Origin of the sequence: Flavicella sediminum, from assembly GCF_006381105.1 — a bacterium.
GTDB classification, from domain to species: Bacteria; Bacteroidota; Bacteroidia; order Flavobacteriales; family Flavobacteriaceae; genus Flavicella; species Flavicella sediminum.
On record NZ_VDET01000013.1, the window covers coordinates 148,866 to 166,536 of the forward strand.

General features: G+C 33.9%; 8 protein-coding genes. All 8 read left to right on the forward strand.

Annotated elements, in window-relative coordinates; genetic code table 11:
- Window positions 1-154 precede the first annotated feature (154 nt).
- Window positions 155-4,258 carry a hybrid sensor histidine kinase/response regulator transcription factor gene (locus FGM02_RS12345; RefSeq protein WP_139958685.1) on the forward strand — a complete coding sequence of 1,368 codons (4,104 nt, stop codon included), beginning with the start codon at window positions 155-157 and terminating at the stop codon, window positions 4,256-4,258.
- A 383-nt stretch (window positions 4,259-4,641) separates the two neighbouring features.
- Window positions 4,642-6,159: a sulfatase-like hydrolase/transferase gene (locus tag FGM02_RS12350; RefSeq protein ID WP_139958686.1), complete on the forward strand. Its 1,518-nt coding sequence runs from the start codon at window positions 4,642-4,644 to the stop codon at window positions 6,157-6,159.
- A gap of 26 nt (window positions 6,160-6,185) precedes the next feature.
- Window positions 6,186-7,865 (forward strand): glycoside hydrolase family protein, encoded by a 1,680-nt coding sequence (locus FGM02_RS12355; protein WP_139958687.1) that lies wholly within the window; start codon window positions 6,186-6,188, stop codon window positions 7,863-7,865.
- An 11-nt stretch (window positions 7,866-7,876) separates the two neighbouring features.
- Window positions 7,877-9,412, forward strand: coding sequence for an arylsulfatase (locus tag FGM02_RS12360; RefSeq protein WP_139958688.1), 1,536 nt, complete (start codon window positions 7,877-7,879; stop codon window positions 9,410-9,412).
- An 80-nt stretch (window positions 9,413-9,492) separates the two neighbouring features.
- Window positions 9,493-12,543, forward strand: coding sequence for a glycoside hydrolase family 2 TIM barrel-domain containing protein (locus FGM02_RS12365; protein ID WP_139958689.1), 3,051 nt, complete (start codon window positions 9,493-9,495; stop codon window positions 12,541-12,543).
- A 46-nt stretch (window positions 12,544-12,589) separates the two neighbouring features.
- Entirely contained in the window at window positions 12,590-14,122 is a 1,533-nt protein-coding gene (locus tag FGM02_RS12370) for a sulfatase family protein (protein ID WP_166461175.1), read from the forward strand.
- Window positions 14,123-14,132: 10 nt separating this feature from the next.
- Window positions 14,133-15,644 (forward strand): sulfatase family protein, encoded by a 1,512-nt coding sequence (locus FGM02_RS12375; protein WP_208021512.1) that lies wholly within the window; start codon window positions 14,133-14,135, stop codon window positions 15,642-15,644.
- Between the two features lie 414 nt (window positions 15,645-16,058).
- Entirely contained in the window at window positions 16,059-17,642 is a 1,584-nt protein-coding gene (locus tag FGM02_RS12380) for a glycoside hydrolase family 27 protein (RefSeq protein WP_139958691.1), read from the forward strand.
- The last annotated feature ends 29 nt before the right edge of the window (window positions 17,643-17,671 follow it).

Below are 17,671 nucleotides of genomic sequence, written 5' to 3' on the forward strand. Positions count from 1 at the left end.
CCTATAAAAAATAGAAATTGAAACTAATTTTTAAGTTTTCGTTCGAAAAAAAAAATTATCTTCAAAAAGAATATATAAACAGACAACTAAAAGAGGAGATTGTATAAGTAAGTTTGAAATTTATCTTTTTTTTTAGTTTTATTACCCTTAAATCATGTTGAAAATAGTTCGCTTCGTATTCCTTTTTTTGTTTTTTGTTCAGCTAAATGCACAAGAAAATATATTTCAAAATCATAAGAACTTATCTATTTTAGAAGGTTTGTCGCATAATGGCGTCACCTCGGTTTTGGAAGATTCTAAAGGCTTTATGTGGTTTGGTACCTTTTCTGGAATTAATAGATACGATGGCTATAAAACACAAACTTATAAAAACACCAATACTAAAGAAATATTAAATAGCAATCGAGTACGTACTTTGGCTGAAGATCGTTCAGGTAATATTTGGATTGGAACAGAAAGAGGAATTACAATTTACAATACCTCCCTTCAAAAATTCACAAAGCTAAGAACACTGTTTGAAGCACCAATGCCCGATTTTTACAGACAGCGAATTGTTAAACAAATCATCTTTTCTGAAAGAGATAAATTAGTGCTGTGTGTTTCCGAAAACAAAGGAATTCAGGTGTTTACAGAAAATTACCAATTCCTAGGTGAATATAAAATCGTCAATGATATTCAAGAAACAGGAATTAAAATAACAGATGCCATAAAAATAAATGAGTCTCATGTTTTGCTATCATCTAGTATTGGATTGATCGATTTTAATATCAAGACAAGAAAATTCAAGCAGCGTTTGAAAAAAGAAATTAGCTATGCCAGTTCCTTAACTCCACTGAATGCGAATAGAATTTTGGTGAATTTACACAAAGGAATTAGTTTGGTTAGTTACAATCAGTTTGAAGAGTTGATTTCTTATGAAAAAACCAAACACTATTTACACGAGTATAAATTTACAAGTAGCAGTATTGATAGTAATGGGAGTTTGTGGTTGGGTACACATAGGGCGGGACTTATATATATAAAAGAACGGGATTCGTTTTTGCAAGGTGGGAAATTTAGTATAGAAAAATTTGATGATAATTTAAATGTATTGGTGTCAAGTAAGGTTATTTGCACCTCAAAAAACACTTGTTGGTACGCTACCTTTAATGCGGGGGTCTATAAATTTAATACCAACGAAAATCCTTTTGTAAAGATTAAAATGGACGGAAATGAAAATAAAATTTCCAATGTTCAGCAAATTTCTGAAAATAAAATATCTTTTTCTGCGGGCTTTAATGGAATTTCAACCTACCATTTGAAGAAGTTAAAACATGAAGCGTTTGTTTCAAATTCATTGAAAAATATAGATTATTTGTTTATAGACTCAAAAGGAGATTATTGGGCAAATGATATAAAAAGCAGTTTTTTTAGATCCAAAAAAGGAACAGCTCAACGAGAAAAATTTTTATTTGAAACAAAAAAAAGAAAGGAAGGCTTAAAAAAAATACGCTATATCTCTGAAGAGTTAGGTGAAAACAGGAAAATATGGGTAGGTACTCGTTCCAATGTTTTTCGGTTAAGTATTGATAAAAATGATGAGATTGTTAGAACAGAATCGTTACACAAAAATTTGATTTTAAAGAATAAAAAAATCACAGGGGTTCGCTTTATTTACCCAGATCCGATCTACGATTTCATTTGGATTGCCACGGATCATAAAGGATTATTTCGAATTAAAAACTTAGCAAGTAAAAAAGTAGAAGGTCTAGAAATTGAACAGTTTATCCCCAAGGGGAAAAATAAATTTTCATTGTCTAGTTTGTTTGTGAGTTCTATGGTACGGTTACCAAATAATGAATTGTGGCTGGGAACTGAGGGCGGCGGTTTGTGTAAAGTAGAGAACAGTCAGGGATCACCTAAATTTATATCCTTTACAGAAGAAGATGGCTTGTCAAATAATGTAGTGAAAAGTATCTTGTCTGATGAAGATTCCAACTTATGGGTTTCTACGAATGTAGGATTGAATAAAGTAGATCCTAAAAGTTTAAAAGTTACGAAATATGGAAAATCTGATGGTTTGCCATTTGTTGATTTTTATTATGGTGCCAATAAATTAAAGAATGGAACTTTGGTATTTACCGGTCAACGTGGTATTTGCTATTTCAATCCAAAAAATGTATCCGACAAAGAAGAAATTCCAGCAATAGAATTTGAAAATTTAAAAATATTTGACAAACTAATTCATGTAAATGATACCATTGAAAACAGAGTCGTTCTTCCAAAATCAATTAGTGAAGTTGGGCAAATTGATTTAAACTACAACGAAAATGTTTTTTCTATAGATGTCATTAGTTTGCATTATTCCAATCCTGAAAATCATTTGTTACGCTATAAATTGGCACCAATAAATAGAAATTGGGTAGAGGTACCTTCCGATCAAAATACCATTACTTACAGTGGTTTACAGGCAGGTACATATGAACTACAAGTTTCTGTATCTAACTCCCTTGGAGAGTGGAGTTCTGCTAAAAAAGTAAAGATTGTAATACACCCACCTTTGTGGAAAACCTATTGGGCTTTTGCTTTGTACCTCGTGTTAATTATTTTAATAAGTTATTTTATCAATCGTATATTTTTAAAAATTCATTTGTTAAATCATAAAATAGAAATTGAGCAATTAGAAAAAGATAATGAGAAAGAAATAAATGAGGCTAAATTGCGGTTTTTCGCGAATATTTCACATGAAATTAAAACACCCCTAACACTTATTTCTAGTCCTATAAATAATTTGTATTCCAGATTTAGCGGAAATCCAGATTTGGGTGAAAAATTAAGCATGGTTTTACGTCAATCTAAAAAAATTCATGAATTGATTGAACAGGTGCAAGATTTTAGAAGATCTGATGCCAATATGTTAAAGATGAGGTATACGCGTTTTGAATTTAATTCCTTTATCAATGAAGTGGTTAACGATTTTATGTACGCTGCTTATAGCGATAAAAAAGAGCTGGGTATTATTGGAGAAGAAACACCAATAATTGTTTCTGCAGATAAAAATAAGCTAGAGAAAATATTTAATAATTTACTGAACAATGCCTTTAAATATACCAAAGCCAGTGATCAAATAAAGGTTATTTATAAAAGTGATGACAAAGATTTGATCATTTCTTTTGAAGATACTGGACGAGGAATTGATGCCATTGATGTAGAACATGTTTTTGAACGGTTTTATCAGTCGCATTTAGAAGGAAATGAGCATATTGGTGGTTCTGGAATTGGATTGGCTTTTTCGAAACGACTTGTGGAAATGCATTATGGCTATATTCATGTAGAAAGTGAAGTAGGGAAAGGATCAAAATTTATTGTAAAACTACCAATTGTTAAAGAACAAGAGCTAGGAGATAAGTTGCTCATCGATCAAATTGTTTTGCCAAAAGAAAAAGAAATTTCGGTAAAAAACATCGAAAACACGAAAGATTGGTCAACAATACGGGCTTCTGGTGATTTTGCCAAATCTTTGATTTTTTATGCCGAAGACAATGATGAAATGCGAAATTATATTACCCGTTTTTTAGCTCAATTTTTCAAAGTGAAAAGCTTTGCCAATGGGAAAGAATGTATAGAGGCCTTTGAAAATGAATGGCCAGATTTGGTTATTAGTGATGTTCAAATGCCTGAATTAAATGGATTGGATTTATGCATTCAAATTAAATCAGATTTAAAAACAAGTCATATACCTATCGTATTGCTAACTGCTTTAACGAATTTAACAGACCATTTACAAGGAATCCGTGACGGTGCCGATGCATACATCAAAAAGCCTTTTAATTTAGAGCAGTTAATTACAACAATTGAGGCGCTGCTAATCAACAGAAAACAATTGAGAGAGCGATTTCAAATTGGAATTCCCTTAACCAGAGATAATAAGAATAGCAGAAATGACAATGCCTTTTTAGAAAAATTTTACAGCATTGTAGATGAGAATTTGGACAACCAAAATTTCGATTTAAAGGATTTGGCTTCTGATTTGTGCTTGAGTAAATCTACTTTTTATTTAAAGGTAAATACGCTAACCAATCAAACTCCTTTTGAATTAATTATTAATTATCGTTTAAAAAGAGCAAGTGAATTTTTGGCACAAGATAATTTATCTGTTACTGAGGTGTTTTTAATGACAGGTTTTAAAAGTAGAACACATTTTTCAACCAAATTCAAAGAAAAATATCATGTTAGTCCAAGCAAATATGCAGAACATATTCAAGGTGAAAAGGAATAGTTGAGCACCCATATATTCTTCAGAAATCTGTTTTATTTTTTTTAAAAGATAGGGGGATATAGTCTTTAGCTGTAGAGGAAAAGTGATGTTTTCTTATAGAACTTTGTTTTTTTATTGTTAGATAATGAATAAGAGTCGCGGATGGGCGGCTTTTTTATTTTTAGCACTAGGGGAATATAGTCCTAAGCCTATTTTTTTAAATTTTCGAAATTTTTGCTAAAAACAGGCATTTTAATGGTGATTTTGAACTCTAGTGAACATTTAATCTACCAATGGAGACGTTCTCTAGCTTGTTTGAAACTAATTTAGCAACAGCGTAACAAACAAAATGATTCTATTGAGTACCAATTGTTCGTCGCTAGTTAGACCTTTAAATTTATCGTATGAAATATTTAGCAATTTTATGTATTCTAGTAATGACTTTTAGTTTTGCGGGTTGTAGCTTGAAAAAAAAATCAAAAAAACCGAATGTCATCTTAATTTATGCCGATGATTTAGGGAGAGGTTTGTTAGGGACTTATGGACAAAAAATTATTAAAACACCCCACATTGATAAATTGGCAAAAGATGGCATGCAATTTAGCAATGCGTATGGCTGTCATTATTGTGCACCAGCCCGTGCAAGTCTGTTGACAGGAATGCACGATGTTCGTAAAAATCAATGGAACATTACCAAAGGAGGTATCTATACAAATTTAGACCAAGGTATGACCTTTCAGCAAATAAAAGATTCCATTCATACCATGGCAATGCCGGCTAAAAAAGACGAAGTGTTTTTAGGAGAGGTTGCTCAAAAGGCAGGCTATACAACCGCAGAGTTTGGGAAATTAGAATGGGGCTTTGCAACGACTCCTGAAAGAATGGAGCGTCATGGTTGGGATTATCATTTTGGCTATTACGATCATCAAAGATGTCATGGTTTTTACCCTCCTTTTTTGTTTGAAAATGGGAATAAAATTGACATCCCAGGAAATACACATATCGATTGTGCAAAGACAAATAATGAAGAAACTCCTGAAGCTTATAAAGAACGTTGGAATATGAAAGGAAAAGCTTTTTATTCTGAAGACATTATCATGGAAAAATTATTAGGTTACTTAAATACGTATAAGGAATCTGAAGAAGAAAAACCATTTTTCATGTATTTTCCAACCCAATTACCTCACGGACCCATTGCGATTCCAGAAGTGCATCCCGATTTTAAATACGACGATCGTTTGACGGAATTTGAAAAAGAATATGCCTCTATGGTTAAAATGTTAGACACCGATGTTGGACGAATTGTTGCTCAGTTAGATTCTTTACATTTATTAGAAAATACCATTATTGTTTTCACCTCAGATAATGGTCATGAAGTATATGCGCAAGAAGCAGGCAGAACGAATAAGGATGTAGATTTGGTAACAAATAAAAAATACAACAATATAAAAACACGCTTTTTAAGCGAATTAAGTAACGATGTGTTTGATGGAAATGATGGAATGTCTGGTTTAAAAAGATCGAATTGGGAAGGTGGTGTTCGTATTCCTTTGTTTTGGTTTTGGAAAGGAAACATTGAAGCAGGTGCGGTTTCAGAACAACGAGTTTCTAACTACGATTTTTTAAATACACTTGCTGAAATTACAGGGCAAAATGAAGTAGAAAATAAGGATGGAAAATCCTATGCAAAAACTTTATTTGGTGGAAAAGCAGAAGAAAGACCCTATACCGTTTTTAATTCAAAATTAGGTCCGGCCTTAGTAACTAAGGATGGATGGAAATTACGCTATTATTTGAAAAAAGACATATTTCAGCTCTATTTTTTACCCGATGATTACCGCGAAGAAAAAGAACTTTCTAAGAAATATCCAGAAATGGTAGCCACATTAAAAAAACAATTACTAGCGGAAGCTGGAATCTAAATAAGTAACAAAAATCAATCAGAAAAATGAAAAATAAAATTTTTATACTCTTAACAAGCTTACTTTGTCTCAATGGAGCTTTTGCTCAAATTTCGTATAGGCCACTTCCTGCTGAATGGGAAAAATTAGTTGAAGGTGGTAATTTTATGGATAGAATTTTACCCATGCCCGATGGAAAATTAGCTAAAAATGTTTGGGGAGATAAAGCAGTTCTTCCTAGGTATATAGATAATGGTATTGAAGATGGTATTACTTCTTATTGGGGAGGAAATATCCTAAAAGGAGACGATGGGAAATTTCACTTTTTTTTATGTGGATGGCCTGAAAAAAATCCAGACGGTCATATGGGTTACAAAACCTATTCTACCATGTATCACGCCGTTGGTGATAATAGCGTTGGGCCTTTTAAGGTAAAAGAAGAATTGGGTGAAGGTCATAATACAGAAATTATACAATTGAAGGATGGGCGTTATATGATCTATCATGTAACAGGACATGAAGTAGATAAACATTGTAATTATTTAATCTCAGACAATTTAAACGGACCTTGGGAAAGAAAAGTATTGCCATTAGATACTCGTGACAGACCTACACGTATAGGAGGTGGAAATTGGTTTCATAATTTGTCTTTTACAAAAAGAGAGGATGGTTCTGTATTAATGTTAAGTCGCCAAGGCTCTATTTGGGTGAGTAAAACAGGGACAAGTCCTTATCATTTAATTACTACAAAATCAATTTATCCTATGGTGTCTGGTAGGTATGAAGACCCTGTAATTTGGAAAGATCATATTCAGTACAATGCCATTGTAAACGATTGGATTGGCCGTACTGCATTTTATATGCGCTCTAAAGATGGTGTTAATTGGGTGATTGAAGAAGGTAGAGCTTATGCTCCGGGAGTTGCTGTTCATAAAGATGGAAAAAAAGAAGATTGGTATAAATACGAGCGTATTCGTATGTTTCAAGATGAATATGGTAGAGCTATTCAAGCCAATTTTGCGGTGATTGATTATGACAAACATCAAGACTTACCAAACGACAAGCACAGTTCAAAAAATATAAGTTTGCCACTAAATCCGGGGATGTTATTGACCATAGAAAACAAAACTCCTATTGAATATAAAACCAAAGAAATTAAAGTTAGAATTAAAGCAGAGAAAAATTTCGATCCCATAAAAGAGGTAGATCTAAGTTCTCTACGTTTTGGAGCTTCATCAGAAGTAAATTATGGTAGAGGGGCTAAAGCGATCAAAAGTGAAAAAGATGGGAAAGATTTAATTGTTGTTTTTACTGCTAAAGATCACTGCATTAGTGACGATGTATTTGCTCCTAAAATGTTAGGGAAAACCAAAAAAGGAGCTTTGTTGTTTGGTTATGCACGTTTGCCTTGGTTAGAGTATATAGCTCCAATTTTATCAGCAAGAAAACCAGAGTATAAAAATGGGGAATTTACAGTAGTTGTAGAAAATGATGGACAAGTAGCTTCTAAAAAAACATTTTTAACAATTAACAGTCCTGCTGAAAATGGAGTTGTAAAAGAGTTAACAAGTGTGCTTGTTCCTGAAATTAAGCCTTATGGAAAAGCGGAAGTAACTTTCCAATTGAATAAAACATTCGTAAAAGACAAGGAGTATCCTGTAGTCCTTAAAATTTTATCAAGAAAAGAAAAACCAATCACTTTTGAAACAACAATTTCTAAGAATTAATAAAAAATAAAATGAAGACAACTATTATATATGCATTGACATTGACAGCATTGTTTTTTAAGCTATCTACTATGCATGCGCAAGCATTAAAAAACACAAAACCCAACATCGTTTTAGTCATGACCGATGATCAAGGGTTGGTTTTAGGTTCCTTAGGGCACCCTGTCGTAAAAACACCTTTTTTAGATAAGTTTGCTGAGAAATCAGCACGTTTTTCTAATTTTTATATGAGTCCCAATTGCGCACCTTCTAGAGCTGCATTGATGAGTGGAGCACATGAGTTTAGAGTTGCAGTTACCGCAACACATGCTGAGTGTGAACGCATGGCATTAGACATCACAACGTTTCCTCAGTTATTGCAAAAAGAGGGCTATGAAACAGGTTTGTTTGGTAAATGGCATTTAGGAGATTTGAATGAATATTTACCTCAAAATAGAGGGTTTTCAGAAGTGCTGATGCATGGAGCTGGTGGAATTGGACAAAGAGAAAGAGGTGTTAAAATTACGAGTTATGCCGATTTTCCTCCAAATCAAGGAGATGGTAAAAAAGCAAAATATTTTGACCCTGTTTTGTTACACAACAACACAATTGTGCAAACCAAAGGGTATTGTACCGATATTTTCTTTAATGCAGGTTTGGCTTGGATGAAAGAACAAAAGGAAAGCGAAAAACCATTTTTCGCTTATATTTCTACCAATGCTCCACATTCCCCCTTAATTGCTCCAAAAGAGAATTTAGACCGAATGATAAAACGTGGAATGAAAAAAGCAGAGCCTAGGTTGGCCATGATTGAAAACATTGACGACAATTTTGGGGTGCTAATGGAAAAATTAGAAAAATGGGATATGTTAGACAATACCATTGTTATTTTTACTTCAGACAATGGAGCTCCAGGTACAGACCCTAATTTTATGCAAGGACACAAAACAGGAAAAGGGACTCCCTTTGAAGGTGGCGTGCATGTTCCCGCATTTTGGTATTGGAAAGGGAAAATAAAAGAGAATGTTGATATTGATGCTTTAACAGCACATGTCGATTTGTACAAAACGTTTTGTGAACTAACAGGAGCCGATATTTCTAAAGTGACTCAAGAATTAGAGGGGAGAAGTTTGTTGCCTTTGTTAGAAAATCCTGATAGTGAATGGAAACCAAGAATTATTCAAACCCAAAGAGGAAATATTGCCAAAAAACCAGAAGCTTCTGCAGATAAATTGTGGTCTGTAAGAACAGATCGTTGGAGATTGGTAGGGAAGGAATTGTACGACTTAAAGAACGATCCTTATGAACAAAAGGATGTGGCTTCAGAATATCCGTTTGTGGTAGATGCATTGACAAAATCTCATTTTAAATGGTACAAAACCATGATTCCATATATGATCAATCAAAATAATGTTTGGACAGACCCTCAAGCGCCATTTGAAAAATTATATACCGATCAGAAAGCAGCAAAAGGAATTCCAAATTGGGCACCTGCAAATACCGATGAGCCTGAAGTGTCGCATAACAATGCGAAGGTTTTGAATTGGAAAAGAGAAAGCATCGATTAGTGATTTACGACGAGAACTGAAATCCGAAGTTTAAACATTTAGCCTAATTTTAGTGATTTAGGTACAATAAATTAAATACAATGAAATTATACATAACTTATTTATTGATTTTAAACTCGTTGTTGTTTTACGGGCAAGAAAAATTAAATTTTAACGAGAATTGGAAATTCGCCTTGGATATAAAAGCGGATGCATCTAAAGAAAAATTTAATGATACTAATTGGAGAGTCTTAGATGTACCGCATGATTGGACAATTGAAGGAGTATATGACAAGAACAATCCATCGGGTGTGTTTTGTGGTTTTCTTCCTGGCGGAATTGGCTGGTACCGTAAGACAATAGAAATACCTGAAAATTGGAAAAATAAAAATGTAAGCATTTCTTTTGATGGTGTTTTTAGGAACAGTACAGTTTGGGCAAATGGAATAAAATTAGGACATAGACCGTATGGTTGGGTTTCTTTTTCTTACGACGTTTCTTCCGTTGTAAATTCTGCTAAAAAAGTCACTTTTGTTGTTAAAGTAGACAATTCATTGCAGTCGGCTGCAAGATGGTATACCGGAAGTGGGATTTATGCAAATACCTATTTAGAAGTTAAAAATAAGATTCATATTCCGAAAGATGGTGTTTTTGTAAGAACAGAAGGCACTACTGTTTTAGTTGATACAGAGGTGTTAAATAAAACGAGTAAAAAGTCAAAAGTAACTTTGATTTCTTCAGTGATTGATGCAAATGGAAAAATTATCGCGACTCAGAAAGCTAATTTATCGGTTTCCAAAGGAGGTAAAAAGAAAGCTTCGGAACAGCAAAAAATTGTATTAAAAAATCCAAGCCTATGGAGTCCGGAATCACCGTATTTATACAACTTAGAAACGAAGATTGTTTCAGGAGGAATTGTATTAGATAAAGTACTTACACGTTTTGGAGTGAGAGATGTTAAATGGGTTCCAGAAACGGGTATGTGGTTGAATGGCGTAAATACAAAGTTACAAGGAATTTGCAATCATCAATCAGCGGGTGCTTTAGGAGCAGCAGTTCCTGATAAAATATTACGATTTAGAATTCAGCAATTAAAAGACATGGGCGTAAATGCCATTCGTACCGCGCACAATGCACAAACACCTCGTTTTTATGAGATGTGTGATGAGATGGGTATGATGGTAATGGATGAGTTTTTTGATGGTTGGCATAAAAAAGCGGAGCACGACTATGGGGCACATGATTTTGCTGATTGGTGGGAACGTGATTTAATTTCTTTGGTGAAAAGAGATAGAAATCACCCATCAGTTGTTATTTATAGTGTAGGAAATGAGTCGAAAGGAGATTATGGAAAAAAATTAGTCGCTACCTGTCATAAATATGACAATTCTCGTTTGGTAACTTCCGGTCATGCTGGGCCTGATGATATGGACGTATTTGGTGAAAATGGTGGAAGTGAGAAAAAAGGATTCTTTGAAACCTTAGAAAAAGATAGAGCTTTTATTGGAACAGAAAATGTACATACCTGGCATACAAGAAGTTTTTATAGAACAAAAATGTGGTATCGAGATGGTGTTCGAGGGAAAAACGGGAAAAATGAATTGTATTTATATCCTGATTTAACCAAAAATGAAATTTTCACCTATGATTGGACCAATGGTACGAAACGTACCAATGCTAGACAAACTTTACGTTCAAGTTATGACAATTCAATCATCGGTTTAACGGTTCGTCATAATATTCAAAAATTGAGAGATATACCTAATTTTGCAGGTTCATTTCGTTGGACAGGCTATGATTATCTAGGTGAAGTAAAATACCATGGAGGTTGGCCGTTTAAATCCTTTTCTGGTGGAGCCATTGATTTAGCAAATTTTGAAAAAGATTTATTTTATTTATACCAAAGTCAGTGGACTACCAAGCCAATGGTACATATTTTACCGCATTGGACGCATCCAACTATGAAATTAGGAACTGAAATTCCAGTATGGGTATATTCAAATTGTGATGCCGTAGAATTGTTTTTAGACGGAACATCTTTAGGGAAACAAAAACCAAAAAGCAATCATGAAGAAATGCAATGTTCTTGGATGGTTCCTTGGAAGCCAGGGGAATTAAAAGCGATAGGCTATAAAGATGGAGTAGAGTTAACGCAAAAAATAATTCGCACGGCAAATGCACCAACTAAAATTCGATTATCTGTGGATGGAAAACCATTGCTAAATAAAAAGAATGATATTGTTCAAGTACGCGTAACAGCAACTGATACAAAAGATGAATTGTATCCGTATGGAGAAAATAGAACTTATTTTAAAGTGATCGGAAATGGTAAAATTCGTGCTTTGGATAACGGAAGTCCATTGGATAAGGAAACGTATTTTGAGGCAAAAAGCAGAATTGGTTTTTTCGGTCTGACAAGAGCTTATATTGAAGCAACAAAAGCAGAAGGATCTATTAATTTATTGGCCGCTTCTATTTTAGGCGAAAAAAAATTAATCACTTCAAATAAAGTGAGTATTGATGTGAAATGGATCAACCTAAGAGGTGCTGATTTGTACAATAATACCGTTTCCGTATTTTATACAACCGATGGAACAAGACCAACTAATAGGTCTGAACGATATCAAAAACCATTCAAAATAAAAAAAGGAACAATCGTAAAAGCCTTGGTGTTGTTAAATGAAGAAGAGGCTTTTGTGATGGAAGAAAAATTTGCTGATAATGAAGGGTTTTATTGGGACACTGTAGTAGAACCTGCAGAAATGGGAGGAGATCAGGCAGAAGAAACCAAATATAAAATTGGCGTTGTAAGTGCGACGGGTAAAAATTTTAACGGGAATGGATTTTTAGAATTTGGACCAGACAGTAACGATACAGGTTTTGTTGAATGGTATTATGAAAATGACCGTAGTGATGGTGAATTTACACTTAAATTAAAATACAGTGGATCTTCTAAAACAACCCCCTTTCAAAAAGTGTATGTTTCAATTAATGATAAAATTCAAGAAGTAGATTTAAAATCTAGCAAGAAATACAGGTCAGAATGGAAGGTTTTTAAAACAAAGATCAATTTAAATGCTGGAGCAAATTATATAAAAGTGATTCCAAAAGATGTGACGGGTTTATGTATTGATGAATTGGTGGTTGAATAATGATTGGCGAATTAAAAAAATAGTAAAAAACAAAAAGTTAGAATTCATGAAAAAAATAGGACTACTACTTATTTGCTGTCTGATAAAACTGACCTCAGTCAATGCACAAGAAAAACCAAATATAATTTTTCTTTTTTCAGATGATCAAACCATCCATACGCTTGGCGCTTATGGTAATAAAGAAATTATAACGCCAAACTTAGACAAGCTTGCGGGTATGGGGGTGCGATTTACCAATCATTACAATACTACTTCTATTTGCATGGCAAGTAGAGCTTGTGTGATGACCGGTTTATATGAGTACAGACATGGAACTAACTTTGGACATGGAGACCTAGAGAAGGAGCTGTTTCAAGAATCGTACACAAATAAATTAAGAGAAGCAGGTTATTATACAGGGTTTGTAGGGAAAACGGGCTTCAATATTGAAGGGCAAAAATTTGATGCTTTTGATAGGGAATTTGATGAATTTGCTGGAGGCCCTGGGCAAACATCTTATATTACAGCTAGTAATAAAAAACTGGTAAAGTATGCCAAGGAATATCCACACGCTACAAGAGCAAACGGTGCATGGGCAAAAGATTTTATGAAAAATGCAAAAGCCACAGGAAAGCCATTTTGTATGAGTGTTAGTTTTAAAGCACCACATAGACCAACAACTCCTGATCCAATCGATTTAAAACGTTATAAAGGTAGAACTAAGTTTACAAAACCAGTAAATTATGGTGTTGAAAACGGGGAACATTTATCTGCGCAATCACATACTTCTCGTGCGGCATTACAATACCGATATTGGATGACGGATTATGACAATACGGTTAAAGATTATTATGCCTTAATTTCGGGAGTGGATGCTGCTGTAGGAATGATTTTAGAAGGATTAAAAGAACTAGGATTGGAAAAAAACACCATCATTATTTTCACTTCTGATAATGGCTACAATTGTGGGGCACATGGTTTTGCAGGTAAGGTTTTGCCCTATGAAGAAGGATCTAAATCGCCTTTACTTATTTATGACCCACGTTTGCCAAAAAAATACAATAGTAAAGTGAGTGATGCCTTAACCACGAATGTAGACATGGCAGCAACAATTATTGATTTTTCAGGTTTGTCTGTATCAAATAAAATGGATGGTAAAAGTTTAGTGCCACTCTTAAAGAATCCTAAAAAAGAAATACATAAATCTGTGCCTTTGTTCAATTTTTGGGGCGTTGCGGAGGCACATTCTATGGCAATTGTAACCAAAGAATGGAAATATGTATATTGGTATTCTGAATCCAACGGAATGAAGCCTATTGAGGAATTGTTTCATCTTAAAAAAGATGCTTTCGAAATGCAAAATGTTGCAGAAAAGAATCCAAATGTTTTAGCTGAGATGAAATTAATTTATGCTGTTGAGCTTAAGGCAATGAAAGAAACACTAATTGAAGGTCATGGTTATAATGAATATCCTATACTTTTCGATCAGAATATTGACTGGAATAAGAAAAAGTCATTGGCAAAAAATTACGATGGTACCAAAGATCGAAAGAAAGGGAAGCCTTCAAAGAAAAAAGGAAATAAAACTAAAAAACATTAAGATAAATATAATGAATACAAACTATATGTATAAAGGATTCGTTTTTGGAGTAGTAGGTTTGCTGAGTTTTTTTAATACCACCATTGAAGCGCAATCTAAAAAACCAAACATCCTTTTAATGATGGCAGATGACCTAGGCTATGGGGATACAGGGTTTACAGGGCATAAAATTATCAAGACACCAAATTTGGATGCGTTGGTAAAGAAGGGCATGTTGTTAAATCATTTTTATGCAGGAAATTCCGTCTGTTCACCTACGCGAGCTACTTTGTTAACGGGTAGGCATCACGATCGTATGGGGATTTATACGGCTAATAAAGGACATTTACCTGCGCAAGAAATTACGCTAGCTAAAATGTTGAAATCTAAAGGATATACAACAGGGCATTTTGGAAAATGGCATTTAGGAACTTTAAATAAAGTAGTTTCAGCAAAAGGAGCAGGAAGAAAACCTGAAATTAATTTTGCACCACCTTGGTTACGTGATTATGATACTTCTTTTGTAACAGAATCAGCTGTGACTACTTGGAATCCTGGAATTGGAGTTAGAGCAAAAAACAATCCTTTTTATGAAAATGGAATCGCTTTAAAAGGTGAAGGAAATGAAAGTTTGATGGGAGGAGCAGCAAGAGTTATTGTGGATAGAGCCGTTCCTTTTATTGAAAAAGCAGCAAAAGATAAGAAACCATTCTTGTCAGTGGTTTGGTTTCATGCGCCACATAAGAATGTGGAAGCAGGTCCAAAATATTTAAAAAAATATAAAGAACATGGAGAAGCTGCACATTTTTATGGATGTATCACCGAATTGGATGAACAGGTTGGTCGTATTATTGAAACTTTAAAGAAATCAGGACAGTTGGAAAATACGATTATCTTTTTCTGTTCTGATAATGGACCTGAAGGAGGAAAGCCTGCAGGTAGAACCGCAGGAACAACAAACGGATTAAGAGGTAGAAAACGAGCCTTGTATGAAGGTGGCGTAAGAGTCCCAGCTTTTGCTATTTGGCCAGGAGTGATCAAAGAGAATTCAGAATCAGAGGCCGTAATGTCTACTTTAGATTATTTACCGACCATTAAGAATATTGTAAATTATGATATGCCAGACAATCGCCCAATTGATGGTCAGGATATATTACCAATTCTTAGAGGAAAAGAAAAAGAAAGAAGTAATTCAGTGGTATTTAGATATGGATCAGGAACTACATCTATTGTTAAAGGGCATTATAAATATCTATTACCTGCTAAAGAATTATATGATCTTTCTAAAGATTATGCAGAAGAAAATAATTTGGCTTCCAAAATGTCAAAAAAAGCAACTGAAATGGAAGAAGAGTTGTTAGAACGTTTTAAGAGCATAGAGAAAAGTCACTCAGGAGCGGATTATAATGATGCCAGTTTTCAACCTGTTGAAGCTTGGGCTCCTGTGATTTTAGATGTGAAAAAACTTGATGCTAGAGGAGGGAGATTGAAAAGCAATAAAAAAGGTTCTAAAAGCAAGAAAGAAAAAAAGAAAAAGAAGTAAATCTATTTTTAATATTCCTAAAAGAATAGATTTTAATAAAGACTCCTGTTTTACGAAATAGGAGTCTTTATTTTAGAAAACGAACCTACTTTGAAAAATATCAGTGACGTATATTAAAATTTTATAAAAATAGTTGTTGAATTTTTTTGGAGATCTTATGCGTTTCAAACAAAAGCAATAACAAACTTTCTGCATAAAAAATATACCGTTAATTTCACGTAAAATTGACCCATACACACAAGGAATAGACTCAGGAAAGTTTTTTTTATAAACATTGAAATATATTTGAGCTTTACTTCACAAATGATCTTATATAGCGAAGTTTTTTTACGTTTTTATTCTGTAAAATAGTGCGGTTATAAGGATTTGGTTTTGTGAGGTACATTCAATAATAGTAACAAAATTTAAGTAGTTATGAGAATTCCTAGAATCAATATTTTTTTTATAGTAGCAGTTATGGCCTGTGTTGCTTCCTGTGCAAACGATGCTAAAATATATGATCCCATATGTGAAGAAGGTTTTTATATTTTAACGCCTAAAGTAGCAGAAAAGCCAAGAATCAATGGACCACAAGTTTTTGGAGTCCGCCCAGGCAATCCATTTTTATATACAGTTCCTGTTACAGGAATCAAACCAATGAAAATTACGGTAGAAGGACTTCCAGAAGGTTTACAGGTAAATGAAAAAGGAATAATTTCGGGGACTATAAAAAATAAAGCACATCAAAAATATCAGCTTAAGTTCTTGGCCGAAAATAGCAAAGGAAAAGATTCTAAAGATTTTGAGATTATAGTAGGAAAGGAAATTTGTTTAACACCTCCTTTAGGTTGGAGTAGTTGGATTGCTACAAAAAAAACGCTTTCGCAAGAAAAAGTAATGGACAATGTAAAGAGTCTTTTAGATTGTGGCTTAAATAATTTTGGTTATAGTTATGTAAACATTGACGACTGTTGGCAAGGTGCGCAACGTGGAGGTGAATACAATGCTATTATGCCAGATTCTGTAAAGTTTCCAAATATGAAAAAAATGGTTGATGATATTCATGCATTAGGACTAAAAGCAGGTATTTATTCTACACCTTGGATTACTTCTTATGCAGGTTATATTGGTGGAAGTAGTAACAATAAAGAAGGTCATTGGGATCCGAAAATGCGTTTGGCCTTGAAACAAGCAAAAATAGAAGGGCGCGCTTCTTTGTTAGGAAAATATAATTTTGATGAAAATGATGCAGCACAATGGGCAGCATGGGAATTCGATTATATGAAATATGACTGGAATCCAAACGATTCGACAAGTACCGTGAATATGGCATTGGCGCTTAAAAATAGTGGAAGAGATATTGTTTTTGCAATTTCTAATTCTTGCCCTATCTCTGAAGCCATTCGCTGCAAAGAATATGTTCAGGTTTTTAGAACAGGTGGCGATATTCGCGCTCGTTGGAATACAGATGGGAGTCACCTTAATTTAAGAGAAAACTGGGAGAATCATAACAATTGGTTAGAAAAAGGTTTTGAAGGTAGTCCAGGGCATATTCCTGATCCAGACTTTTTGATGGTAGGCTTGCAAAAATATGGAAGTAAAGAAAGTTTAACCGCCGATCAATTATATCATCACATGTCTTCCTTCGCTTTGTGGGGAGGTCCATTATTGTTAAGTACAGATTTGGAGAAATTAAATGATTTTGAAGAAAGTTTGCTTACAAATGTAGAAATACTAGATATCAACCAAGATAAATTGGCATTGCCAGCAAAGTGTGTTTATGCTAAAGATGGTATTGAAGTATTGGTGAAAGAGTTGGCGGATGGTGAAAAGGCAATTGGTATTTTTAATTTTAACACAACAGCAACCCTTGCTATTTTAGATTGGGATACTTTAGGATTGAAAGGAACAAAAACATTACGTGATGTTTGGAGACAACAAGATATTGGGAAATACAATGGAAAAATTAGTGCTAAAATTAGACCAGATGGTGTTGTTGTATTAAGAAGCAAAGACTAGTTCTCATTAGAACTGTGGTGTTTTATAGA

Coding starts and splice junctions, on each gene's coding strand:
- FGM02_RS12375 (WP_208021512.1), top strand. CDS start 14,133: ATGAATACAAACTATATGTATAAAGGATTCGTTTTTGGAGTAGTAGGT.
- FGM02_RS12345 (WP_139958685.1), top strand. CDS start 155: ATGTTGAAAATAGTTCGCTTCGTATTCCTTTTTTTGTTTTTTGTTCAG.
- FGM02_RS12350 (WP_139958686.1), top strand. CDS start 4,642: ATGAAATATTTAGCAATTTTATGTATTCTAGTAATGACTTTTAGTTTT.
- FGM02_RS12355 (WP_139958687.1), top strand. CDS start 6,186: ATGAAAAATAAAATTTTTATACTCTTAACAAGCTTACTTTGTCTCAAT.
- FGM02_RS12360 (WP_139958688.1), top strand. CDS start 7,877: ATGAAGACAACTATTATATATGCATTGACATTGACAGCATTGTTTTTT.
- FGM02_RS12380 (WP_139958691.1), top strand. CDS start 16,059: ATGAGAATTCCTAGAATCAATATTTTTTTTATAGTAGCAGTTATGGCC.
- FGM02_RS12365 (WP_139958689.1), top strand. CDS start 9,493: ATGAAATTATACATAACTTATTTATTGATTTTAAACTCGTTGTTGTTT.
- FGM02_RS12370 (WP_166461175.1), top strand. CDS start 12,590: ATGAAAAAAATAGGACTACTACTTATTTGCTGTCTGATAAAACTGACC.